Annotated in this window: 12 protein-coding genes and 1 pseudogene; 10 read left to right on the plus strand and 3 right to left on the minus strand. The window is 64.1% G+C overall.

Annotated elements, in window-relative coordinates:
• Positions 1-169 precede the first annotated feature (169 nt).
• The 5 genes from AC07VL_RS10615 (at position 170) to AC07VL_RS10635 (ending at position 13,034) form a co-directional block, all read left to right on the plus strand.
• The gene (locus AC07VL_RS10615) at positions 170-3,520 is read left to right on the plus strand and encodes a TIM-barrel domain-containing protein (protein WP_494805794.1); all 3,351 of its coding nucleotides are present in this window, start codon (positions 170-172) and stop codon (positions 3,518-3,520) included.
• 98 nt (positions 3,521-3,618) lie between these two features.
• The gene (locus AC07VL_RS10620) at positions 3,619-6,579 is read left to right on the plus strand and encodes a TonB-dependent receptor plug domain-containing protein (RefSeq protein ID WP_494805795.1); all 2,961 of its coding nucleotides are present in this window, start codon (positions 3,619-3,621) and stop codon (positions 6,577-6,579) included.
• 503 nt (positions 6,580-7,082) lie between these two features.
• Complete coding sequence (locus AC07VL_RS10625) at positions 7,083-10,124, plus strand: TonB-dependent receptor (RefSeq protein WP_494805796.1); 3,042 nt, start codon at positions 7,083-7,085, stop codon at positions 10,122-10,124.
• A 64-nt stretch (positions 10,125-10,188) separates the two neighbouring features.
• On the plus strand, positions 10,189-11,580 hold the full coding sequence (locus tag AC07VL_RS10630) for a Gfo/Idh/MocA family protein (RefSeq protein ID WP_494805797.1): 1,392 nt from the start codon (positions 10,189-10,191) through the stop codon (positions 11,578-11,580).
• A 134-nt stretch (positions 11,581-11,714) separates the two neighbouring features.
• Positions 11,715-13,034: a DUF3472 domain-containing protein gene (locus AC07VL_RS10635; RefSeq protein WP_494805798.1), complete on the plus strand. Its 1,320-nt coding sequence runs from the start codon at positions 11,715-11,717 to the stop codon at positions 13,032-13,034.
• Between the two features lie 270 nt (positions 13,035-13,304).
• On the opposite strand, the gene AC07VL_RS10640 is transcribed toward AC07VL_RS10635, so the two are convergent.
• On the minus strand, positions 13,305-13,682 hold the full coding sequence (locus AC07VL_RS10640) for a SirB2 family protein (protein WP_494805799.1): 378 nt from the start codon (positions 13,680-13,682) through the stop codon (positions 13,305-13,307).
• A gap of 86 nt (positions 13,683-13,768) precedes the next feature.
• The gene (locus AC07VL_RS10645; protein ID WP_494805800.1) at positions 13,769-13,993 is read right to left on the minus strand and encodes a hypothetical protein; all 225 of its coding nucleotides are present in this window, start codon (positions 13,991-13,993) and stop codon (positions 13,769-13,771) included.
• A 222-nt stretch (positions 13,994-14,215) separates the two neighbouring features.
• On the opposite strand from AC07VL_RS10645, the gene AC07VL_RS10650 reads away from it, so the two are divergent.
• From AC07VL_RS10650 to AC07VL_RS10660, 3 genes and pseudogenes are all read left to right on the plus strand, one after another.
• Entirely contained in the window at positions 14,216-15,520 is a 1,305-nt protein-coding gene (locus tag AC07VL_RS10650) for an MFS transporter (protein ID WP_494805860.1), read from the plus strand.
• A gap of 8 nt (positions 15,521-15,528) precedes the next feature.
• Positions 15,529-16,914: a NarK family nitrate/nitrite MFS transporter gene (locus tag AC07VL_RS10655; protein ID WP_494805801.1), complete on the plus strand. Its 1,386-nt coding sequence runs from the start codon at positions 15,529-15,531 to the stop codon at positions 16,912-16,914.
• Positions 16,915-16,975: 61 nt separating this feature from the next.
• Positions 16,976-17,655, plus strand: a pseudogene (locus AC07VL_RS10660) (carbonic anhydrase).
• Here the strand turns inward: AC07VL_RS10660 and AC07VL_RS10665 are convergent.
• Entirely contained in the window at positions 17,638-18,009 is a 372-nt protein-coding gene (locus tag AC07VL_RS10665) for a ribonucleotide reductase subunit alpha (protein ID WP_494805802.1), read from the minus strand. The pseudogene AC07VL_RS10660 and the gene AC07VL_RS10665 sit on opposite strands and share 18 nt — an antisense overlap.
• A 243-nt stretch (positions 18,010-18,252) precedes the next feature.
• Between AC07VL_RS10665 and AC07VL_RS10670 the strand changes: the two genes are divergently transcribed.
• Both AC07VL_RS10670 and narH read left to right on the plus strand, forming a co-directional pair.
• A complete protein-coding gene (locus AC07VL_RS10670) occupies positions 18,253-21,960 on the plus strand; it encodes a nitrate reductase subunit alpha (protein WP_494805803.1) in 3,708 nt (1,235 codons plus the stop codon).
• Complete coding sequence (narH, locus tag AC07VL_RS10675) at positions 21,957-23,507, plus strand: nitrate reductase subunit beta (protein WP_494805804.1); 1,551 nt, start codon at positions 21,957-21,959, stop codon at positions 23,505-23,507. Before AC07VL_RS10670 ends, narH begins: the two co-directional genes overlap by 4 nt.
• The last annotated feature ends 6 nt before the right edge of the window (positions 23,508-23,513 follow it).

Consider the following 23,513-nt stretch of genomic DNA (forward strand, 5'->3'; position numbering starts at 1 on the left):
TGCCACGATAACGAAAGTATGTTTTGTGACATTTTGGTGAAACGTAAGATAAGTGCGCCAATTTTGGGCATTTTATTAATTAATCAGCGTCAAAACTTTCTTTTTATTGACGATATTTATTTTTCTTCTTAAAGTATTTCCATCACTTTGATTTCCTGAAAGCCGACAGATGAAACCTCTCCCGCTTCCCCGCCACGCCCTTGCCGCCTGCGTCCTCGCCGCCCTTGCCACCCTGTCCGCGCCTGGCCTGCAGGCCGCGCCTATCGGCAATTTGCAGGCCTTCTCCGCCGTGCATGCCGCCGACGTGGCCAAGGGTGAGGGCCTGGGCTGGGACTTGCGCAGCGACACGGGCGTGCAATTGCGCATCAGCCTGCCGCAGGTGGACGTGCTGCGCATCCAGGCCGGCGGCAAGGCGGGGCTGACGGGTCCCGGTGACAAGGCCGCGCCCATCGTCGTGGGCCAGCCGGCCGCGCAGGTGGCTTACCAGATCAAGGAACAGCCGGACCATATCCTGATCTCCACGGATGCCTTGAGCCTGCGCATCGACCGCAAGCCCTTGCGCTTTGCCTTGTACCGCAAGGGCGACACGGTGCCCCTGTGGCGCGAGGTACAGCCGCTGTCGCTCGACGACAAGCAGGGCGTGCAAGTGCTGTCCAGCCTGCCGGGCGAGCGCTACTTCGGCGGCGGCCAGCAGAATGGGCGCTTCGAATTCAAGGGCAAGCAGGTGCCCGTGTCGTATTCGGGTGGCTGGGAAGAGGGCGACCGCCCGAATCCCGCGCCATTCCTGATGAGTTCACGGGGCTGGGGCGTGCTGCGCAATACCTGGTCCGACGGCAACTATGACTTGCGCGACGCGGAGCAGATCTCGCTGCAGCACGCGGAAGGCCGCTTCGATGCCTACTTCTTCGTCGGCAAGGACTTGCGCGACGTCGTCGCCCGCTACACGGACTTGACGGGCCGCGCGCGCATGCTGCCCCGCTGGGCGCTGGAATTCGGCGACGCCGATTGCTACAACGATGGCGACAACGTGAAAAAGCCCGGCTCCGTGCCGAAGGGCTGGACCGACGGCCCCACGGGCAAGACGCCGGACGTGGTGGAAGCGGTGGCGCGCCAGTACCGCGAACACGACATGCCGGGCGGCTGGATACTGCCCAACGACGGCTATGGCTGCGGCTACACGAACCTGCCGGAAACGGTGAAGGGCCTGGCCGGCTATGGCTTCCGCACGGGCCTGTGGACGGAAAACGGCGTCGACAAGATCGCCTGGGAGGTGGGCCAGGCGGGCAGCCGCGTGCAAAAGCTGGACGTGGCGTGGACAGGCAAGGGCTACCAGTTCGCCATGGATGCGAACAAGTCCGCCTACGACGGCATCCTGAACAACTCCGACAGCCGGCCCTTCCTATGGACGGTGATGGGCTGGGCCGGCATCCAGCGCTACGCCGTGGCGTGGACGGGCGACCAGAGCGCCAGCTGGGACTACATCCGCTGGCACATCCCGACCCTGATCGGCTCGGGCCTGTCCGGCCAGGCGTATGCGTCCGGCGACGTGGACGCCATTTTCGGCGGCAGCCCGGAAACCTATCTGCGCGACCTGCAGTGGAAAAGCTTCACGCCCGTGCTGATGGGCATGTCCGGCTGGGCCGCGGCCGAGCGCAAGCATCCGTGGTGGTTCGAGCAACCGTACCGCGACATCAACCGCCGCTATCTGAAGCTCAAGATGCGTTTGACGCCGTACATGTACACGCTGGTGCGCGAAGCGGAGCAATCGGGCGCGCCGCTGGTGCGCGGCCTGATGTGGGATTACCCGCAAGACCCGGCCGCCTACACGGAAGCCTATAAATACCAGTTCCTGCTGGGCCGCGACGTGCTGGTGGCGCCCGTCTACCGCAGCCAGGCAGTCAGCGGTGGCTGGCGCAAGGGCATCCACCTGCCGCAGGGCACGTGGTACGACTACTGGGACGGCCGCCAGGCCACGGCGGACGCGAAAGGGCGCGACCTGGACCTGCAGGTCACGCTCGACAAGCTGCCCGTGTTCGTGCGCGCCGGCGCCATCCTGCCCATGTATCCGGAAATGCTGTACGACGGCCAGAAGCCGAAGGATCAGCTGACCCTCGATATCTACCCGCACGGCGACTCCGACTACACCTTGTATGAAGACGACGGCAACACGCGCCAGTACCAGGGCGGCGCCTTCAGCCAGCAAGTCATCCGCATGCGCCAGACGGGCGCCGACGTGCAGGTCGACATCGGCGCCGTCGATGGCACCTACCAGGGCCAGGAAGCGCGGCGCGGCTATGCGCTGCGCATGCTGGCGGGGCAGGCCCCGGCCGCCGTCAAGGCGGGCGAGCGCGTGATCGCCGCGGCCAGCGACCGCGCTGCCTACGACCAGGCGCTTGATGCCTGGTTCTTCGATCCTGCCGACCGCCAGGGCACCCTGCACGTGAAGGTGGCGGCGCAGGATATCCGCCAGCCCCTGGCCTTGCAGGTCGCCGGCGCGCTGGCCGTGGCGCGACTGGACGCCGACTTCCCGGCCGCCCCCGTGCCGGGCCGCGCCTTGCCGGCCGACGCCATGCAGGTGGTGGGACGTCCTTTCGAGGAAAGCGGCTATCCGCTGGAAAACGCCTTCGACGGCAAGCCGGAGACGTGGTTCCGCACCGTGCGCAGCCCGGCCGTGAAAAGCGGGCCGCACGAATGGGTGATCGGCTTCACGGAGCGGCGCCTGGTGGACGGCATCGAACTGGCGCCGCGCAACGACCAGCACTGGAAGCATGGCCAGGTGCGGGATTACGAAATCTACATCGGCGACAACAACGGCGAGTGGGGCGCGCCGCTGGCGCGCGGCACCTTGAAACTGCAGGAAGGCACGCAGACCATCAGCTTCCCCGCGACGGCCGGGCGCCTGCTGCGCTTCCGCGTCATGAGCACGCAAAATCCGGAAGGCGACGGTGCGGCATCCACGGACCCGATGGTGACGGCGGCGCAGGCCGGGCCCGTGGCGCGCGCCTACGACGCGGCGCTGGCCGCCGACGTGGCGCCCGTGACCCTGTCCGAATTCCGCGTGCTCGAGCACCGCGTTGCCGAAGGCGCCGAAGTGCAGCGCTATCTGTCGGACCTGGCGCTGCCGAAGACTGTCGCGAAAGACCGGCCGGCCGGCAAGGCCGCCGAGATGCGCATGAACGGGCTGTGGTTCCGCAAGGGCCTCGGCGTGGGACCAGCCAGCCGCATCGACTTGCAGCTGGCGGGCAACTGGAATCTGCTGCGCGCCGACCTGGGCGTGGACGATAGCTGCCGCAGCGCGGGCGGCTTGCAATTCCAGGTCTGGAGCGGCGAGCGGCTGCTGTACGACAGCGGTCTGGTCACGGCTCCCGGGGTGGTCAAACCCGAAATCGACGTGCGCGGCCTGAGCCAGCTCAGTTTGCGCACCCTGGGCGCGCGCGGCGCCCACCCGGCCCAGGTCTGCGGCAACTGGGCCAATGCCGTACTCACCGGCACGGAAGGCGCGACCGTCAAGCCGCGCTAACCGCAATCACTTCATTTCACCAAAACGAGCCCCTCTTCGGACCGGGGAGGGGCTCTTGCAGCCTGCAACATCAATTACTTATAAAAAGGGAGACGAGCATGCATATGAAAAAAATGGTGGCCGCAATGGTGGCGGTCGGACTTGGCTCAACCGCGCTGGCGTCGACAGCGCTGGCCGCAGAGGAGGAGAAGCTGGCGCGCGTCGAAGTGACGGGTTCCAGCCTGAAGCGCATCAACGCGGAAACGGCGTCGCCCGTGCAGGTGATCAACGCCAAGCAGATCGAAAACATGGGCGCGCTCACCTTGCTGCAGGTGCTCGACAACCTGCCCGCCGCCCGCCCGGCGCAGCAGGATTTCCGCTCGATGTTCACGGGGTCCGATGGTGGCTCGCAGGCGAACTTGCGCGGCATGGGCGCGCAGGGCACCCTGGTGCTGCTCAATGGCCGCCGCCTGTCCTTCTATGGCGCGCCGGCCGGCTTCCAGACCATGTTCGTCAACATCGACGCGATTCCGGCCGCCGCCATCGAGCGCATGGAAATCCTAACGGATGGCGCCTCGGCCGTGTATGGCTCCGACGCCGTCGCCGGCGTCATCAACGTGATCACGAAAAAATCGTATCAAGGCCTGGAAGCGCGCGCCAACGGCGAGTTTTCGCCCAGTGTGAAAGCCTATGGCGAGCGCCAGGCCAGCCTGTTGTATGGCGTGGGCGACCTGGCCAGCGACGGCTACAACGTCTACGGCTCCGTGAACGTGTACCAGCGCGACCGCATCGCGCTGGCCGACACCTGGCAGAAGCGCCCCTCGTATTTTTATGTCAACAACCCCAATTTCATCCCGAACATGCGCGTGGGCGTGGGCAGCGAGCCGGGCGTGATGAACCCCGGCACCTTCTTCGTCTTCGACAAGGCCAACAACAATGCCCGCACCCAGCGCGCCGCGCCCGGCTGCAATACCAGCATCACCGAGGCGTCGGGCACGCGCTGCGTGTGGAATGCGCTGCCCAACCAGCTCGACACGGGCCCCACCTCGGAGCGCGCCACGGCCTACCTGAGCGGACGCCTGAAACTGGGCGGCGACATGGAAGCGTTCGCGGAAGGCGCCTACACGCACATCAAGATGCGCGGCGAGAACGGCCCCTCCAGCTTCAACAGCGGCAGCACGAACAACTGGTTCGCGCGCAACACGGGCACTACCCTGAACACCTTCGCCACGCCTTTCCTGAGCCCGAACAACGTCTACCTGAAAGGCAAGCTCGATGCCGACATGGTGGCCAAGATGGGCGGCGCGGCCGGCCTGAATTACCTGCTGCAGGATGCGACGGGCCACTTCGGGCAGAAAAATATCGATGAAAATTACCGCGCCCTCGTTGGCCTGCGCGGCAGCATCGGCGGCGGCTGGGATTTTGAAACGGCGCTCAGCGTCGCGGGTAGCCATTCCACCCTGTTCCAGACGGCGAACATCAACATCAAGGGTTTCGAGCAGGCGTTCGGCCCGTTCACCAAGGACCCTGTCAGCGGCCGCACGTATATCTCCGACAATCCCGCCTACAAGTTCGGCGAAATCAGCGAGGCCAATGCGGTGCTGCTGCGCGCTGCCTACCCGACGTTTGCCATCGAATCCTGGACCAAATTGATGACGTGGGACGCGAAGCTGGAAGGCACGCTGTTCAAGCTGGGCGAACGCGAAGTGCGCGCCGCCGTGGGCACGAACGTGATGCGCGAGAGCTTTCTTACGCCCGGCAATGCGGATGCGGCCAATGGCCTGATCACGCAGCAGGGCGGTTCCTGGTTCGACGGCCGGCGTACCATCGCCGCCGTGTTTGGCGAGGTGGTGGTGCCGCTTTCCGACACCCTGGAAGTCAACGCGGCCGCGCGCCTGGACAAATACCCGCATTTCGCCGCCAACCTGGCGCCCAAGCTGGGCGTGATCTGGCGCGCGCGCCCCGAGCTGATGCTGCGCGGGACGTACTCGGAAGGCTTCCGCGCGCCCAACCTGGCCGAATCGGGTTCGGGCGGCGTCTTTGCGCAGGTGGGAGGCATCCGCGACACGGTGCGCTGCGACGAAACGAACGCCATGGCGCGCGCGCTGTTGAAATCGAAGGTGGCGACGGATGCGGACCTGGGCAAGAGCCTGCTGAACTCGAACTGCTCGACGACGGTGGGCGGACTGACGCCGCCGAACCAGAACCTGCGCCCGGAAAAGGCCAAGATCTCCACCGTGGGCCTGGTGCTGCAGCCGGCCAAGGACGTGAGCATCTCCGTCGATTACTGGTTCATCAACCGCCGCGACGAAATCGTGCGCCAGGACTTCAACGAGCTGTTTACGGAGCTGGTGGACAAGTATGGCCCGACCCTGGCCGGCGCATCGAACGCCATCCGCAACGAGCTGACGGATACGGACCGCGCCAACATGGCGGCAGTGGCGGCCATGTGCGCCAATCCCGCCAACGCGGGCGTGTGTTCCGGCGGCGTGCCGGGCTACTCGGTGGGCAACCTGGGCGGCTTGATCAATTCGTACTCGAACCGGGGCCGCACCCTGATGGACGGTGTGGACATCGACGCGCGCACGCGCTTTGCGCTGGGTGACTGGGGCAAGCTGAGCACGGGCATCGCCGCCACCATCCGCAAGCGCGACACCCACGACAGCGAAGACGGCAGCGACATCAAGGGCAATACCGTCGGCTACTACGATTCGCCGCGCTACCGCGCCACCGTGAACGCGGACTGGAGCTACCGCAATTTCGTCAGCAGCGTCTTCATCAACTATTCGGGCAAGACGCGCTGGGCGTATGGTCCCTGGGACAAGGACAACACGCCGGAAAACTGCACCGCCGCCTCGGTTTCCCTGCCTGCCGGCCAGTGCAAGGGCGCGCCGTCGTACACCACGGTGAACCTGGCCTTCAGCTGGAAGCCGATCAAGAACCTGGACGTGGGCCTGAACGTGAAAAACGCGTTCAACAAGCAGCCGTACTACGACCCGAACGGCTGGGAAGGCTACAACCATAGCCAGGACCTGTTCGGCCGCCAGTTTGCCCTGTCGGCCAGCTACAAGTTCTTTTGACGCGTGACCTGTCCCGGCTCGCCACCATGTCGGCTGGCGGGCCGGGATAGTGCGATGAAAAGAAAAAGACAACATCCCGAAATACGCAATACGAAAGATAAACGTAAGCGAAAGGCGATTGCCATGTCTTCTTTCGCGATTTTCCTTCGCAATTTCTGCGCCGATTCGCCTCCGCCGGCCATCTCCCCGCATGCGCATGTATCCCTCACGCCACGATAGCGAAAGTTATGTGCAGCATATTCCAGTGAAACGAAAGGTAAATCGCCTTTATTTGCTGATTTCAGCGTTAAATTGCCGTAATAACTTTCTTTTTATTGACGATACTTATTTTTCTTTTTAAAGTATTCCCAAGAAACGAAAATTGGCCGAGACGGACCGATTTTCCGGAAGGCGCGGCTGCCCGGCTCTGCCTTCCGACGATGACCATAAAAATGGCGCCCCCCACAGCTTCGCCCTGGAGCGGGAAGGGCGCTGATAACCCTCGATATAGACGGAGAGACAGCATGCATAGCACCCGACTCAAATTGCGCGACATCAGCCGCGCCGCCGCGATCGTCATCGCGCTGGCCTCCGGCGTGCCAGGCCAGGCCTGGGCACAATCGAATGCCACCAGTACCATCTTCGGCGAAGTGAGCGCGCCGGCCGGCGCCACCGTGGTACTGCAAAACCTGGCGACGGGCGTGCAGCGCACCCTGACGCCCGATGCGTCGGGACGCTATGTGGCCAACTCCATGCCACCGGGCCGCTACGCGGTGCGCGTGCTGCGCGCCGGCACGGTCGAAGCGACGCAGGAAGTCGAAGCCCTGATCGGCGCCGGCGCCGAAGCGAACTTTGGCCCGGCCAGCGCGGCAGGTCCCGTGGGCCAGGAGCAGACCGTCGTGGTGAAGGCGTCGCGCAATCCGATCGACGTGTCGAACACGAACAATGGCGTGATCTTCACGGCCAAGGAATTGAAAGCGCTGCCGGTCGGCAACGACGTGGCGTCCATCGTGCAGCTGACGCCGGGCGTATCGCGCGGCACCAACAGCGTGTACGGCAATGCGCCGTCCATCGGCGGCTCGGGCCAGTCGGAAAACGCGTTCTACGTCAACGGCTTCCCCATCACCAACATCCTGACCCAGGTGGGCGCGTCGGAACTGCCGTTCGGCGCCATCTCGAACATGCAGGTGCTGTCGGGCGGCTACGGCTCGGAATTCGGCCGTTCCACGGGCGGCGTGATCAACATCACCACCAAGAGCGGCGGCAACAAGGTGGAATTCGGCGGCAAGGTCTCCATCATTCCCCGCTCGCTGAAGGGCGACCCGGAAAACACGTATTATCCGAACACGGGCGCCAATCCCAAGACGGACGGCAATCTGCTGTACTGGAACCGCGACAACGGCAGCACCAGCAAGGTCGTGGGCCTGTACGGCAGCGGTCCTTTGATCAAGAACAAGCTGTTCGCCTTCGTGGCGCTGGAACAGACGCGCACCGATGGCCAGGCCGTGGCAGCGGCCGCCGATGCGGGCACGGCCCTGTCGCGCGGCTGGAGCACCAGCCAGAGCAAGGTGGACCGCATGATGGCCAAGCTCGATTACAACCTGACGGACGACCATCACTTCGAATACACCAAGCTGTATGACCGCACGCGCACGGACAGCCAGTCGTATGGCTACAGCTACGACACGCATGCGAGCAACGGCATCCAGTCGGGCAAGGGCGAGAGCACCACCAACTGCTGCGGCCCGTCGGCCGCGCCGGGCGCGAACATCGACATCTTCAAGTACACGGGCTACCTGACGGACAACCTGACGGTGACGGCGATGATGGGGCAGTCGCGCACTTCGCACCGCCGTACGCCCAATGGCTACGACCCGCTGCTGGCGCAGACGTCGTCGAATGCCTCCACCCAGGTGCCAGGTTTGAGTTACGCCAATCCGCAGACGGTGACGGGTACGCTGATCGACCCGTCGTCGGAAGACCGCCAGAAAGCCAAGCGCCTGGACCTGGAATACAAGCTGGGCAAGCACTCGCTGCGCGGCGGCATCGACCGCATCGATGTCGAATCGAAGGTGGGCCTGAGCCTGGCGGGCGGCTACCGCTGGAGCTACCAGAAGGCGGCAGACCCGAACCGGGCCATCAACGGCGCGTTCGAGACGCCGGCGCAGGGCGGCGGCTACGGCGCGCAGGGCTACTACGTCAGCAAGGACCTGAACGCCAACCTGGCGCGTCCCACCAGCGTGCAGTCGGCGCAGTACGTCCAGGACCACTACCAGGTCACGGAACGCGTGCTGCTGGACCTGGGCCTGCGCCGCGAACAGTTCACCAACTACAGCACCGATGGCGTAGCCTTCATTTCGCAGCGCAACATGATCGCCCCGCGCGTGGGCGCGACCTGGGATTACCTGGGCGACGGCACCCTGAAATTCTTCGCCAACGGCGGCCGCTACCACTTGCCCGTGCCGTCGAATTTGTCGAGCAATATGGCCAGTCCCTTCCTGGCCACGAGCGAAATGTTCACCTACACGGGCGTCGATCCGGTGACGGGCGCGCCGACGGGCCTGCACGCCATCAGCAAGCCGTATTCGGCCAACAACGCCTATGGCCAGAGCCGCGATGCGCGCGAGGTGACGGCCATCGGCCTGAAACCCCTGTCGCAGGACGAATTCTCGCTGGGCTTCGAGCGCGCCCTGAGCAAGAAGCTGGTGGTGGGTGCCAGCGTCCTGTACCGCAAGCTGAACGACACCAACGACGACGTCTGCGACGAGCGTCCGCTGCAGGCCTGGGCCACGCGCAACAGCGTCGACACCAGCAACTGGGGCGGCTTCCAGTGCGCCATCATCAACCCGGGCCGCGACAACAGCCTGATGGTGGACTTCGACGATGGCAAGGGCCTGCGCCGCGTGGATATTTCGGCGGCCGAGTGGGGCAACCCGCTGCCTTCGCGCACCTACCGCGCCCTGAACCTGTTCGTCGAGCACCCGTACACGAATGGCTGGTATGGCAAGCTGACCTACACCCTGTCCGGCCTGAAGGGCAATATGGAAGGCCAGACGGACAGCATCGGCGGCGGCGACGTGGGCCTGACGGTCAGCGACGACCACAAGGAGCTGATGTACAACGCCTATGGCTACCTGCCGGGCGACCACCGCCACGCCTTCAAGGCCTACGGCTTCATGCAGGTGGTGCCGGATGTGACGGTGGGCGCGAACATGTCGCTGATCTCGGGCGCGCCGCGCAACTGCATCGGCGCGCTGCCCGATGACCTGAAGTTCGAGAACGACTATGGCGATTCCTACTTTTATTGCAATGGCAAGCCGGCGCCGCGCGGCAGCCAGGGCCGCCTGCCATGGCAAGCCCAGCTGGACATGAATGTGGCCTATACTCCCAGCGCCATCAAGGGCCTGAGCCTGAAAGTGGACGTGTTCAATGTGTTCAACAGCCAGACGGTGACCCGCTATAACGAAACGCGCGAAGACCACGGCGCCATCGCCCGCAACTACCTGCAGGTGGCTGGCCGCACGGCACCGCGTTCCGTGCGCTTCACGGCGGAATACACCTATTAACCGCATGCCGGCCTGCCTTGCGGCGGGCCGGCCCATGATTACCAACGGAAGTGAGAAGAGACCAATGACGACACAATTCAATCGCCGCAATTTCCTGTCCGCCAGCGCCGCGCTGGCCGGTGGCGCCATGGCCGGCAGCGCACTGCTGCCTGGCGGCGCCGTCGCCGCCCCGGCCGCCGGCCGCGACAAGGTCCGCCTGGGCGTGATCGGCACGGGCATGCGCGGGCAGGTGCTGCTGGCCGAACTGGTGCGCCGCGATGACGTGGAAGTGGTGGCGCTGTGCGATATCGAGCCGATCATGCTGAAACACGCGCTGGGCCAGGTGGAAAAGGCCGGCAAGCCCCGTCCGCGCACGTATGGCGAAGACCGCGACCAGAAAGCCTACAAGCGCATGCTGGACGCGGGCGGCCTCGATGGCGTGATCATCGCCACGCCATGGGAATTCCACGCGCCGATGGCGATTGCCGCCATGCAGGCAAAGATCGCCGTCGGCTGCGAAGTGGTGGCCGGCATCACCCTGCAAGACCACTGGGACGTCCTGAATACCCAGCTGAAAACGGGCACGCCGTACATGTTGCTGGAAAACGTATGCTACCGCCGCGACGTGATGGCGGCGCTGCAGATGGTGCGCGCCGGCCTGTTCGGCGAACTGGTGCACCTGCAGGGCGGCTACCAGCACGATTTGCGCGCCGTCAAATTCAACAGCGGCAATCCGGCCAAGCCGTATGGCGGCGGCGTGGAATTCGGCGAAAAGGGCTGGTCGGAAGCCCATTGGCGCACGCAGCATTCGGTCGAACGCAATGGCGAGCTGTATCCGAGCCACGGCATCGGCCCGTGCGCCATGTACACCAACATCAACCGCGGCAACCGTTTTACGCGCATCAACGCCTTCGCCACCAAGGCGCGCGGCCTGCACGACTACATCGTCAAGCAGCCGGGCGGCGCGCAGCACGCGAACGCCAAGGTCAAGTTCAAGCTGGGCGACGTGGTCACGACCACCCTGGCGTGTGAAAACGGCGAAACCATCATCCTGCAGCACGACACGAGCCTGCCGCGCCCGTATTCGCTGGGCTTCCGCGTGCAAGGCACGGACGGCCTGTGGATGGACTTGAATAATTCCATCCACATCGAAGGCGTCAGCAAGCCGCACCAGTGGGATGACTTCAAGGCTTACCAGGACAAGTATGACCATCCCGTGTGGCGCAAGTATGCGGCGCAGGCGGAAGGCGCGGGCCACGGCGGCATGGACTTCTTCGTCATCCACGCCTTTGTCGAAGCATTGAAGGCCAGCGCGCCGATGCCGATCGATATCTATGATGCCGTGACGTGGAGCGCCATCACGCCCCTGTCCGAGCAGTCGATCGCCGCCAACTTCCAGACCCTGGACTTCCCGGACTTCACGGGCGGGCAGTGGAAGTCGCGCAAACCGATCTTCGCCCTCGACGGCAAGTACTAAGCCTTCACAACCCGCTACCGCGCCTGCCGCCGTTGCGGGTTTTTTCTGTCCCTATCCGTTTTTCAACCGCGGCGCGCGCCGCAGGACGCTTTGCGCCTGTTGCCCGCCGCAAGCTGTACCACCAGGAGACGTCGATGAAACACAGAAGTGCAGTACTCTACGCAGTCCTTTCCAGCGCACCGCTGCTGCTGGCCGCTTGCGGCAGCGGCGGCGGCAGCAGTGCCGGCGCCAGCGTGATCAAGGCCGAAACCGGCCTGGCCACCGTGGCGGGCACGCCGGCCACCGTGGCCCTGGCAGGCAATGCCTTCATCACCAGCGCCGACGCCAGCGCGCAGGAAGTCATCAATGACAATGGCCTGGCCAACTGGACCAGCCCGAACACGGTGACGAGCGCGTATTTCCGCGTCGGCGCGGCCGGCCCCGTGACGGTGGCGCTCGACGCCCGGCTGGCCGGCAGCACCAGCAGCGTGGTGCGCGTGACGGTCGACGGCCAGCCTTTCGACGTGGCCCTGGCGGGCACGGCCAGCAAGACGTATGCCGTGGGCACGGTCAATGTGGCCGCGCCAGGCTATGTGAAGGTGGACTTGCGCGGCGTGAGCAAGGCGGGCGGCTATTTTGGCGACGTCTCGGCGCTGAAGGTGACGTCGAACGCCACGCTCAACTACGCCAGCGACCCGGCCAATTACTACTGGTCGCGGCGCGGCCCGTCCGTGCACATGGGCTACACGGTGCCGGCCAATACCGAGTATTTTTATAACGAGATGACGATACCCCAGGGCCAGGACGCCATCGGCTCCTACTTCATGGCCAATGGCTTCGGCCAGGGCTACATGGGCATCCAGGTGAAATCGGCCAGCGAGCGCTGGATATTGTTCTCCGTGTGGGACGCGGACAATGGCGCGAAGACCACCCTGGTGAGCAAGGGCGCCGGCGTGGTCGACAACGCATTCGGCGGCGAAGGCACGGGCGGCCAGACCTATTTGTCGTACAACTGGGCGGCCGGCGCCACCTACCGCTTCATCACGCGCGCGCGGCCGGACGGCAACGGCGGCAGCGACTATTCCGCCTGGTTCTTCGCGCCGGAGACGGGCAAGTGGCGCTACATCGCCACGTGGAAGCGCCCGGCCATCAGTACCTATCTGACGGGCGTGCATTCCTTCCTCGAGAACTTCATCGACACCAGGGGCTACACGGAACGCCGCGTGCAGTTCGGCAACCAGTGGGCGCGCAATGTGTCTGGCACGTGGTCGGAAGTGACGGCCGGGAGGTTCACGGGCGACGCCACGGCCACCAACGCGCAGCGCATGGACTACGCGGGCGGCCTGGAAAACGGCAAGTTTTACCTGCATAACGGGGGCTTCTTCGCCGACTACGTGCAAACCGGCCAGAACTTCACGCGGCCCGCGACGGGGCAGGCGCCTGCCGTCGATGTAAATACCTTGCCGATGCAATAGGCCTTGGTTCTTGGCCCGGCCGCCTGTCCGCCATCGCTTCGATGCCGCGATAATAAGTGAGCGGCCGGCCTATCGTCACGCCCATCAATGCAGCCGCGTGGATGATGTCGTTTGTATCGCGCCGGTACACCACAGGCGCATCCATTTCGTCGGTGCCGTTGCCGTCGATCTGGATCAGCTCATGGCCGCTTTCTTCCACGGCGCGCTGCGCCAGTTCCGTATCGAGCCACTCGAAACAGGGCAGCGCCCTGCGCTAGCTCTTTTGACGCATCACAGCGGCCAGGCCTGCTTGGTGACGGCCACGGCGACGATGTAGGCGAAGACCAGCACGGCACCCGCGAACGCGGCGCCGCGCACGGCCGGCGTCTTGCCCCGTTTCAGGGCGATGGTGCCCAGCACGATGTAGGCCAGCAGCGCGACCAGCTTGGCGGCCAGCCAAGGCTGGCTGCCCGGCGACTGGCCGCTCCATACGGCCAGGGCGATGGCGCTGGCCAGCAGGGCCGTGTCGACCAGGTGCGGTAGGATCTTTACCCAGCGCTGCTGCAGTGCGGGCGAGGCGCGCAGCATCCAGGCGCCGCGCAACAGGAAAAGACAGCCGCTGGCGGCGGCGCAGCCCATGTGGAAATGCTTGAGGCTCAGATAATCCATGCGTGATGTGGTGGCGTTGATTGACGGTGGCGCCAGCATAGCCGCCTTTGGCGTCCTGCGCCATACGCCGTCGGGACGAGATGCAGCTAAGGCAAGAATAAGTCGTCGTGCAGGAGCGCATAGCCGCCCACATGGCCGGCGCGGGTGGCCACCTGGCATAAACCCTTGCCGACGGCGGTGCGCACGGCGTCGCCACGCTCCGGGTGCGCCTGGGCATAGGCGTCGCAAGCCAGCATGGCTTCCACGTCGCCAGCTTGGGTCACGCGCGTGATGATCGGGTCGGTATTGTGCCTGTCGTGCCCGTTCTGCATGTCGCTCCTTTTCTCCAGGCGCCGAGTGTGCCAAAAACGCGCTGGTTTGTAAAACACCCGCCATCCAGGCTAGTTTCACGCTCCCGTATCTAGTCACTTTTGCCGATGCGGCTATCCAGATTGCCTTCCCGGAATCACCCTGTGGCCGATAGTGCCTTGCGCCGCTGCCACGTAAGCTGGTCGGGACGGCTGGCCAGACGGCCAGTGCATTCATGGAGAAACATCGTGGCTACCCTAGATAGCACTAAGAACAACAGTAACAACACGGCAGGTGAAGGGGGCAGGCGGCGCAAGCAGGCGTCCGTATTAATCAGCAGTACCTTCGCATTTACCATCTGCTTTGCAGTCTGGATGATGTTTGCCGTACTGGGCATCCCCATCAAGACCAGCCTGGGCTTGAGCGAAACGCAATTCGGCCTGCTGGCCGCCATGCCCGTGCTGACGGGCTCCCTCGTGCGCGTGCCGCTGGGCATCTGGACGGACAAATACGGCGGACGCCGCGTGTTTTTCCTGCTGATGCTGGCCAGCGTCGTGCCCATCTACCTGATCGCCTACGCCACCGCCTATTGGCATTTCCTCTTGCTGGGCATGTTCGTCGGCCTGGCGGGCGGCTCGTTTTCCGTCGGCACGCCCTACGTGGCGCGCTGGTACGAGAAGGAGCGCCGCGGCCTGGCCATGGGCATTTTCGGCGCGGGCAATTCCGGTTCCGCGCTGACCAAGTTCGTCGCGCCGGGCATCGTCGCCGCCTTCGGCTGGCAGATGCTGCCCAAGGTGTATGCGGTAGCCATGCTGGCCACGGCCATCCTCTTCTGGCTGTTTTCGTACACGGACAAATCGCACCTGGCGCCATCGGGCGAAAGTTTTACCGAGCAGATGAAGGTGCTGAAGGACCCGCGCGTGTGGCGCTACTGCCAGTACTACTCGGTGGTGTTTGGCGGCTATGTGGCGTTGGCCCTGTGGATGACGAAGTACTACGTGGCCGAATACGGCTTCGATTTGAAGCACGCGGCGCTTCTGGCCGCCTGCTTCTCGCTGCCGGGCGGCGTGCTGCGCGCGCTGGGCGGCTGGATCTCGGACAAATACGGCGCGGCCAAGGTGACGTGGGCCGTGATGTGGGTGTGCTGGGTGTGCTTCTTCCTGCTGTCGTATCCGCAAACGCAGATGGTGGTGGAAACCGTCACGGGGCCGCTGGCCTTCCATATCGGCCTGTCGCCGCTGTGGTTTACCGTGCTGCTGTTCATCGTCGGCATCGCCATGGCCGTGGGCAAGGCGTCCGTCTTCAAGTTCATCGGCGATGATTTTTCCGACAACATCGGCGCCGTCTCGGGCGTGGTGGGCCTGGCCGGCGGCCTGGGCGGCTTCATCCTGCCCGTGATGTTCGGCGCCCTGGTGGATTTGACGGGCGTGCGTTCGAGCTCCTTCATGCTCCTGTACGGCACCGTCTGCGTTTCCCTCGTCTGGATGCATTTCTCGTTCAAGCCGCTGCGCGCGGCAACTATCCCTCAACCTGCAGGAGCACCGCTGTGAGCAAACCAATGAGCCGCTATATGATCAATACGTGGGAGCCTGAGACTCCCGGTTTCTGGCAAAGCACGGGCAAGGCCACGGCCGCGCGCAATCTGTGGATCTCGATTCCCGCGCTGCTGCTGGCGTTTGCCGTGTGGATGGTGTGGAGCGTGGTGGTGGTCAACCTGCCCAACATCGGTTTCACCTACAGTAACAACCAGCTGTTCTGGCTGACGGCCTTGCCGGGCCTGTCCGGCGCCACCTTGCGCATCTTCTATTCGTTCATGGTGCCGATCTTCGGCGGCCGGCGTTGGACGGCCATTTCCACGGGGTCCTTGCTGATCCCCGCCATCGGCATCGGCCTGGCCGTGCAGGACGTGAACACGGGCTACCCGACCATGCTGATCCTGGCCCTGCTGTGCGGTTTCGGCGGCGGCAATTTCGCCTCGTCGATGGCCAACATCAGCTTTTTCTATCCGAAGGCCAGCAAGGGCTTCGCGCTGGGCATGAACGCTGGCCTGGGCAACCTGGGCGTGTCGGTGGTGCAGTTCGTCGTGCCGCTGGTGATCACGTTCGCCGTCTTCGGCGCCTGGGGCGGCGATTCGCTCACCTGGGTCAAGAATGGCGTGAGCAAGGAGATGTGGCTGCAAAACGCAGGCTTCATCTGGGTGCCGTTCATCGCACTGTCCACTTTGCTGGCCTGGTTCGGCATGAATGATCTGGCCTCGGCCAAGGCCTCGTTTTCCGAACAGGCCGTGATCTTCAAGCGCAAGCACAACTGGCTCATGTGCTGGCTGTACACGGGCACCTTCGGCTCCTTCATCGGTTATTCGGCCGCGTTCCCCCTGCTGATCAAGATCCAGTTCCCCGACGTGAACCCGCTCGATTACGCCTTCCTGGGACCGTTGGTCGGCGCCCTGGCGAGGGTGGCCGGCGGCGTGATTTCCGATAAACTGGGCGGCGCCCGCGTCACCCTGTGGTCCTTCCTCATGATGATAGGCGCCGTGCTGGGCGTGCTGTACTTCATGCCGCAGGCCGGCGTGGGTGGAAGCTTCAACGGCTTCTTCTGGATGTTCATGCTGCTGTTCGCCGGCACGGGCATCGGCAATGCGTCGACCTTCCGCATGATCCCCGTGATCTTTTTGACGGAGCACCAGCGCGCGGCGGCCGGCAAGGGCAAGGCGGCGCAGGAACAAGCCATCGTCGACGCCAACAAGGAAGGCGCGGCCGTCCTGGGCTTCACGTCGGCCGTGGCGGCCTACGGCGCCTTCTTCATCCCGAAAAGCTATGGCACCTCGATTTCGCTGACGGGCAGCCCCGACGCGGCCCTGTGGTGCTTCATCGGCTTTTATGTCAGCTGCATCGCGATTACCTGGTGGTGCTATGCGCGCAAAAACGCGCCCATGCCTTGCTAATTGAGCAAAACGCCTGGCAGGTCGCACTTGTCAGGCGTTGTTTACAGTATCAGAGGTAGTCATGGAAGAACTGGAAAAATTCGTCAACGGCTTCAGCCTGTTTCAGCAGCAGTATTTCAGCGAGCCGCAAACCTTGTACGACAGCCTGCGCGACGGGCAGCGACCGTCGACCTTGCTGATCGGCTGCTGCGATTCGCGGGTCGACCCGATGCTGTTGACGGGCAGCGACCCGGGCGACATGTTTGTCGTGCGTAATATCGCCAACCTGGTGCCGCCGTGCACGCCCGACGCGCCGCCCGGCGTCAGTTCGGCCATTGAGTTTGCCGTCTGCAAGCTGGAAGTGGCCAGGGTCATCGTGCTCGGACATGCGCGCTGCTGCAGCCGCAGCCGCGCTCCGACGAGCAGGAAACGGACTTCGTGGGACCGTGGATGCGCATCGCCGAACCGGTGGCGCAGCGCGTGCGGCGCGAGCTGGCGCACCGCTCGTCGGAGGAACAGCACCACGCGTGCGAACTGGCCAGCATCCTGCAGTCGCTGGACAACCTGCTGACCTACCCGTGGCTCAAGCGCCGGGTGGAGCAGGGCGTATTGAAATTGCACGGATGGTATTTTGATATCGACAGCGGGGCGCTGATGGCGTATTCGGCGCGCCAGCAGCAGTTTTTGCCGCTGGTCTGCCCGATCGAGCGGGCGCGTCATTTGCATGAGCGCCCATGGCCGGATTCAGCTAAAACGCAGTAAATCCCCGCTGCGGTCAAACGCCAGCAATGTATCTATGCGGCCTTGCTCGATGGCCGCCACCATGGCGCGCAGGGGGGCTTCGCAATCCTCCGGGGCGGGCGGCTGGCCCTCGCGACCCGCCAGTCCCGCCACGAAGACCACGTCCCAGTGCGTCTGCATCTGTTTCGATTCCTCCTCCAGCGCCTCAAAGCTGCCCAGTTCATCGGGCAGCTTGTCGGCGCACATCACGGGCGTCAGCGAGCGGCCCTGGCCGCCGGGCTGGGCCTGCGCCTGGGTAAAGGTAAACAGCAGGCGTTGCGGCTGCTCCTGGTGGCGGGCGCTGCGCAGCAGGCTGGCGTAATCGGTAATTGGCATGATGCTCTTTCTCTGTGTTGAACGATGACGACAGGTATACCGCAGCGCCGCCTTGCCGCCCATAGGCAATAGTGACTATCCGGGTGACTACGCGCCTATGCATTCCTGGTGCCGGAAACCGACTTCTTGCCAATACCGTCGCGCACGGTGCGTCGATAGACTGCTTGTATCGACGCGTAGGCCATCCGGCTTGCAGCGTTTTTATGACCTGGCGCCGCTCCTGCGGCGCAATGTGGAGGTAGCATGAGTCACTTTCTGGACCGTCTTAAATTTTTTAGCAAGAGCGCAGAACCGTTCTCGAACGGCCATGGCAGCGTCGTCGATGAAGACCGCACCTGGGAAAACGCCTACCGCCAGCGCTGGCAGCACGACAAGATCGTGCGTTCCACGCATGGCGTGAACTGCACCGGCTCGTGCAGCTGGAAGGTGTATGTCAAGAATGGCCTGATCACCTGGGAAACCCAGCAAACCGATTATCCGCGCACGCGGCCCGACCTGCCCAACCACGAGCCGCGCGGCTGCCCGCGCGGCGCCAGCTATTCCTGGTACGTGTATTCGGCCCAGCGCGTGAAATACCCGATGGTGCGCGGCCGGCTGATGGAAATGTGGCGCGAAGCGCGCAAGACCATGGACCCCGTCACGGCCTGGGACTGGATCAGCCAGGACCCCGTGCGCTCGCAGCAATACAAATCCATCCGCGGCCTGGGCGGCTTCGTGCGCGCCACGTGGGAAGAATCGAATGAAATCATCGCCGCCGCGAACGCGCTGACGATCAAGAAATACGGCCCGGACCGCATCGTCGGCTTCTCGCCGATTCCCGCCATGTCCATGGTCAGCTACGCTTCCGGCACGCGCTACCTGTCGCTGATCGGCGGCGTGGCCCTGAGCTTCTACGACTGGTACTGCGACTTGCCGCCGGCCAGCCCGCAAGTGTGGGGCGAGCAGACGGACGTGCCGGAATCGGCCGACTGGTACAACTCGACCTATCTGATGGTGTGGGGTTCGAACGTGCCGATGACGCGCACGCCCGATGCCCACTTCTACACGGAAGTGCGCTACAAGGGCACGAAAACCGTGGCCATCTCGCCCGACTACGGCGAAATGGTGAAGTTCGGCGACATCTGGCTGGCCCCGAAGCAGGGCACGGACGCCGCGCTGGCGCTGGCCATGGGCCATGTCATCCTCAAGGAATTCCATTCGGAAGGGCAGAGCGCCTACTTCCGCGACTATGCGCGCCAGTACACGGACTTCCCCATGCTGGTCCTGCTCAAGGAGCATAACGGCACCCTGGTGCCCGATTACTTCCTGCGCGCCTCGCACCTGGACAACAACCTCGACGAAACCAACAATCCGGAATGGAAAACCCTGGTCATCGACGAAACCACGGGCGCCATCACCGCGCCGGCCGGCTCCATCGGCTTTCGCTGGGGCGAGTCGGGCAAGTGGAACCTGGAACAGAAGGCGGGCGGCAGCGGCGCGCCCATCGTGCCGATGCTCTCCATGATCAACGACAGCGACGCCGTCACGGAAGTGGGTTTTGCCTACTTCGGCGGCAAGGACGCGGCCGACATGTTGCTGCGCAAGGTGCCGGTGAAAACCATCCGCCTGGCCGACGGCACGACGGGCCTCGTCACCACCGTGTTCGACCTGACCCTGGCCAACTACGGCATCGACCGTGGCCTCGGTGGCGAGAACGTGGCCGAGAGCTATGACGACGACGTGCCCTACACCCCCGCGTGGCAAGAGAAGCACACGGGCGTGAAACGCGCCGACGTCATCACCGTGGCGCGCCAGTTCGCGCAAAACGCGGACCAGACGCGCGGCAAGAGCATGGTCATCGTGGGCGCCGGCCTGAATCACTGGTACCACATGGACATGACGTACCGCGGCATCATCAACATGCTGATGATGTGCGGCTGTATCGGCCAGTCGGGTGGCGGCTGGGCCCATTACGTGGGCCAGGAAAAGCTGCGTCCGCAGACGGGCTGGACGCCCTTGGCCTTCGCCCAGGACTGGGTACGCCCCATGCGCCAGATGAACGGCACCTCGTTCTTCTATGCCCACACGAGCCAGTGGCGCCACGAAAAGCTGGAAACGGGCGACATCGCCTCGCCATCGGCGGCCGGCGGCACGGGCGAGCTGACCCTGCTCGACTACAACGCCAAGGCCGAGCGCATGGGCTGGCTGCCATCGGCGCCGCAGCTGCAGACCAATCCGCTGGAAGTGGCCAGGGCCGCCAAGGCGGCTGGGCAGGCGCCGGCCGCGTATGCGCTCGACCAGATCAAGGCGGGTCAGCTGCAGTTCTCGTGCGACGACCCGGACAACCCGGCCAACTTCCCGCGCAATATGTTCGTCTGGCGCTCGAATATCCTGGGCAGCTCGGGCAAGGGCCACGAGTACTTCCTGAAATACCTGCTCGGCACGCAGAACGGCTTGCTCAGCGACGAAGACGACTGCATCACGCCGAAGCAGGTGAAAGTGCGCCCGGCCGCCGAAGGCAAGCTCGATCTGCTGGTGGTGCTGGACTTCCGCATGTCGACCACGTGTTTGTACGGCGACGTGGTGCTGCCGACGGCCACCTGGTATGAAAAAGACGACTTGAACACGTCGGACATGCACCCGTTCATCCACCCGCTGTCCGAAGCCGTGCAGCCCCTGTGGCAATCGAAGTCGGACTGGGAAATCTACAAGGGGCTGGCCGAGAAATTCTCGGAAATCGGCGGCGAGCTGCTGGGCACCCAGCAAGACATCATCCTCACCCCGCTGATGCACGACACCCCGGGTGAGCTGGGCCAGCCTTTCGATCCCAAGGATTGGCGCGCCGGTGAATGCGAGGCGATTCCCGGCAAGACCATGCCGAACATGACGGTGGTGGAGCGCAATTACCGCGACGTCTACAAGAAATTCACCTCGATCGGCCCGCTGCTGGAATCCATCGGCAACGGCGGCAAGGGCATTTCCTGGAAGACGGGCCATGAAGTGGACGTACTGCGCGGCATCAACCGCACGGTGCAAGATGAAGGCGTGTCGCAGGGCCAGCCGCGCCTCGATACGGCCATCGATGCGGCCGAGATGATTTTGTCGCTGGCGCCGGAAACGAATGGCCACGTGGCCGTGAAAGCCTGGGCCGCGCTGTCGGCCATCACGGGCCGCGACCACACCCACCTGGCGCTGCCGCGCGAGCATGACAGCATCCGCTTCCGCGACGTGCAGGCGCAGCCGCGCAAGATCATTTCATCGCCTACGTGGTCGGGCCTGGAAAGCGAGGAAGTCAGCTACACGGCCGGCTATACCAATGTGCATGAACTGATCCCGTGGCGCACCCTGACGGGCCGCCAGCAGTTCTACCAGGATCACCTGTGGATGCGCGACTTTGGCGAAGGCTTGTGCGTGTACAAGCCGGCCATCAACACCAAGACGACGCAGGCGCTGCTGGGCACCAAGCCGAACGGCAACAAGGAACTGGCGCTGAACTTTTTGACGCCGCACCAGAAGTGGGGCATCCACTCCACGTATTCGGACAACCTGCGCATGCTGACCCTGTCGCGCGGCGGACCGCACGTGTGGCTGTCGGAGACGGACGCGCAGGCGGCCGGTATCGTCGACAACGACTGGATCGAAGTGTTCAACGTGAACGGCACCCTGACGGCGCGCGCCATCGTCAGCCAGCGCATCCCGGCCGGCATGACGATGATGTACCACGCCCAGGAAAAGATCATCAACGTGCCTGGCGCGGAGATGACGGGCAAGCGGGGCGGCATCCACAACTCGGTGACGCGCGCCGTGCCCAAGCCGACGCACATGATAGGCGGCTACGCCCAGCTGGCCTACGGCTTCAATTACTACGGCACGGTGGGCTCCAACCGCGATGAATTCGTATTGGTGCGCAAGATGAACAAGGTTGACTGGCTCGAAGGGCCATTGGAAACAGAAGACGGGAGCATGGTATGAAAATCAGAGCGCAAATCGGCATGGTGCTGAACCTGGACAAGTGCATCGGCTGCCACACCTGTTCCGTCACCTGCAAGAACGTGTGGACCAGCCGCGATGGCGTCGAATACGCGTGGTTCAACAACGTGGAGACGAAACCGGGCATCGGCTACCCGAAGCAGTGGGAAAACCAGGACAAGTGGAATGGCGGCTGGCGCCGCACGGACGCGGGCAAGATCGAGCCGCGCCAGGGCAGCCGCCTGAAAATCCTGGCCAATATCTTCGCCAACCCGAACCTGCCCGCCATCGACGAGTACTACGAGCCGTTCACCTACGACTACGAGCACCTGCAAAGCGCACCGCTGTCGCAGACGCCGCCGACGGCCCGTCCCATCTCCGTGCTGACGGGGAAAAAGATGGAGAAGATCGAGTGGGGCCCGAATTGGGAAGATGACCTGGGCGGCGAATTTGCCCAGCGCAGCAAGGACAAGCTGTTCGACAACATGCAGAAGGAGATGTACGGCACCTTCGAAAACACCTTCATGATGTACTTGCCGCGCCTGTGCGAGCATTGCCTCAATCCGACGTGCGTGGCGTCCTGCCCGTCCGGCTCCGTGTACAAGCGCGAAGACGACGGCATCGTGCTGATCGACCAGGACAAGTGCCGCGGCTGGCGCATGTGCATCTCCGGTTGCCCGTACAAGAAGATTTACTACAACTGGTCGTCCGGCAAGGCGGAAAAGTGCACCTTCTGCTTCCCCCGCATCGAGGCGGGCCAGCCTACCGTGTGCTCGGAAACGTGCGTGGGCCGCATCCGCTACCTGGGCGTGCTGCTGTACGACGCCGACAGGATCGAGGCCGCCGCCTCCGTGCCGCAGGAGCAGGACCTGTACCAGGCGCAGCTCGACCTGTTCCTCGATCCGCACGACCCGGCCATCATCGCCGAGGCCCGCCGCCAGGGCATCCCGGACCTGTGGCTCGATGCTGCCGTGAAATCCCCCGTCTACAAGATGGCCGTCGAGTGGAAAGTGGCGTTCCCGCTGCATCCCGAATACCGCACCTTGCCGATGGTGTGGTACGTGCCGCCGCTGTCGCCTATCCAGGCGGCCGCCGAATCGGGCAAGCTGGGCGTGAACGGCATGCTGCCCGACACCCAAAGCCTGCGCATTCCCGTGCAGTACCTGGCCAATCTGCTGACGGCCGGCGACCAGCCGCCCATCGTCTCGGCCCTGGACCGCATGCTGGCCATGCGCGCCTACATGCGCAGCAAGACGGTGGAGAAGGTGGAAAACCTGACGGTCCTCAAGCAAGTGGGATTGACCCAGGCGCAGGTGGAGGACATGTACCACATCATGGCGATTGCCAACTACGAAGACCGCTTCGTCATCCCCAGCAGCCACAAGGAAATGGCGGAGGACAGCTTCAACGAGAAGGGTTCGTGCGGCTTCAGCTTCGGCAACGGCTGCTCGGACGGGGTCAGCGAGCCTACCTTGTTCGGCAAGAAAAAGCACGGTTCGGCCATCTTCATGCAGATGCCGAAGTCGCGCAAAACGGCGCCAGGCGCTTAAGGAACC

The organism is Janthinobacterium sp. GW821-FHT03C08 (assembly GCF_059420905.1).

Bases quoted from the DNA above. Each gene is read 5' to 3' on its own strand.
- AC07VL_RS10665 (WP_494805802.1), bottom strand. From the start codon at position 18,009: ATGCCAATTACCGATTACGCCAGCCTGCTGCGCAGCGCCCGCCACCAG.
- AC07VL_RS10615 (WP_494805794.1), top strand. From the start codon at position 170: ATGAAACCTCTCCCGCTTCCCCGCCACGCCCTTGCCGCCTGCGTCCTC.
- AC07VL_RS10640 (WP_494805799.1), bottom strand. From the start codon at position 13,682: ATGGATTATCTGAGCCTCAAGCATTTCCACATGGGCTGCGCCGCCGCC.
- AC07VL_RS10620 (WP_494805795.1), top strand. From the start codon at position 3,619: ATGCATATGAAAAAAATGGTGGCCGCAATGGTGGCGGTCGGACTTGGC.
- AC07VL_RS10670 (WP_494805803.1), top strand. From the start codon at position 18,253: ATGAGTCACTTTCTGGACCGTCTTAAATTTTTTAGCAAGAGCGCAGAA.
- AC07VL_RS10655 (WP_494805801.1), top strand. From the start codon at position 15,529: ATGAGCCGCTATATGATCAATACGTGGGAGCCTGAGACTCCCGGTTTC.
- AC07VL_RS10625 (WP_494805796.1), top strand. From the start codon at position 7,083: ATGCATAGCACCCGACTCAAATTGCGCGACATCAGCCGCGCCGCCGCG.
- AC07VL_RS10630 (WP_494805797.1), top strand. From the start codon at position 10,189: ATGACGACACAATTCAATCGCCGCAATTTCCTGTCCGCCAGCGCCGCG.
- AC07VL_RS10635 (WP_494805798.1), top strand. From the start codon at position 11,715: ATGAAACACAGAAGTGCAGTACTCTACGCAGTCCTTTCCAGCGCACCG.
- narH (WP_494805804.1), top strand. From the start codon at position 21,957: ATGAAAATCAGAGCGCAAATCGGCATGGTGCTGAACCTGGACAAGTGC.
- AC07VL_RS10645 (WP_494805800.1), bottom strand. From the start codon at position 13,993: ATGCAGAACGGGCACGACAGGCACAATACCGACCCGATCATCACGCGC.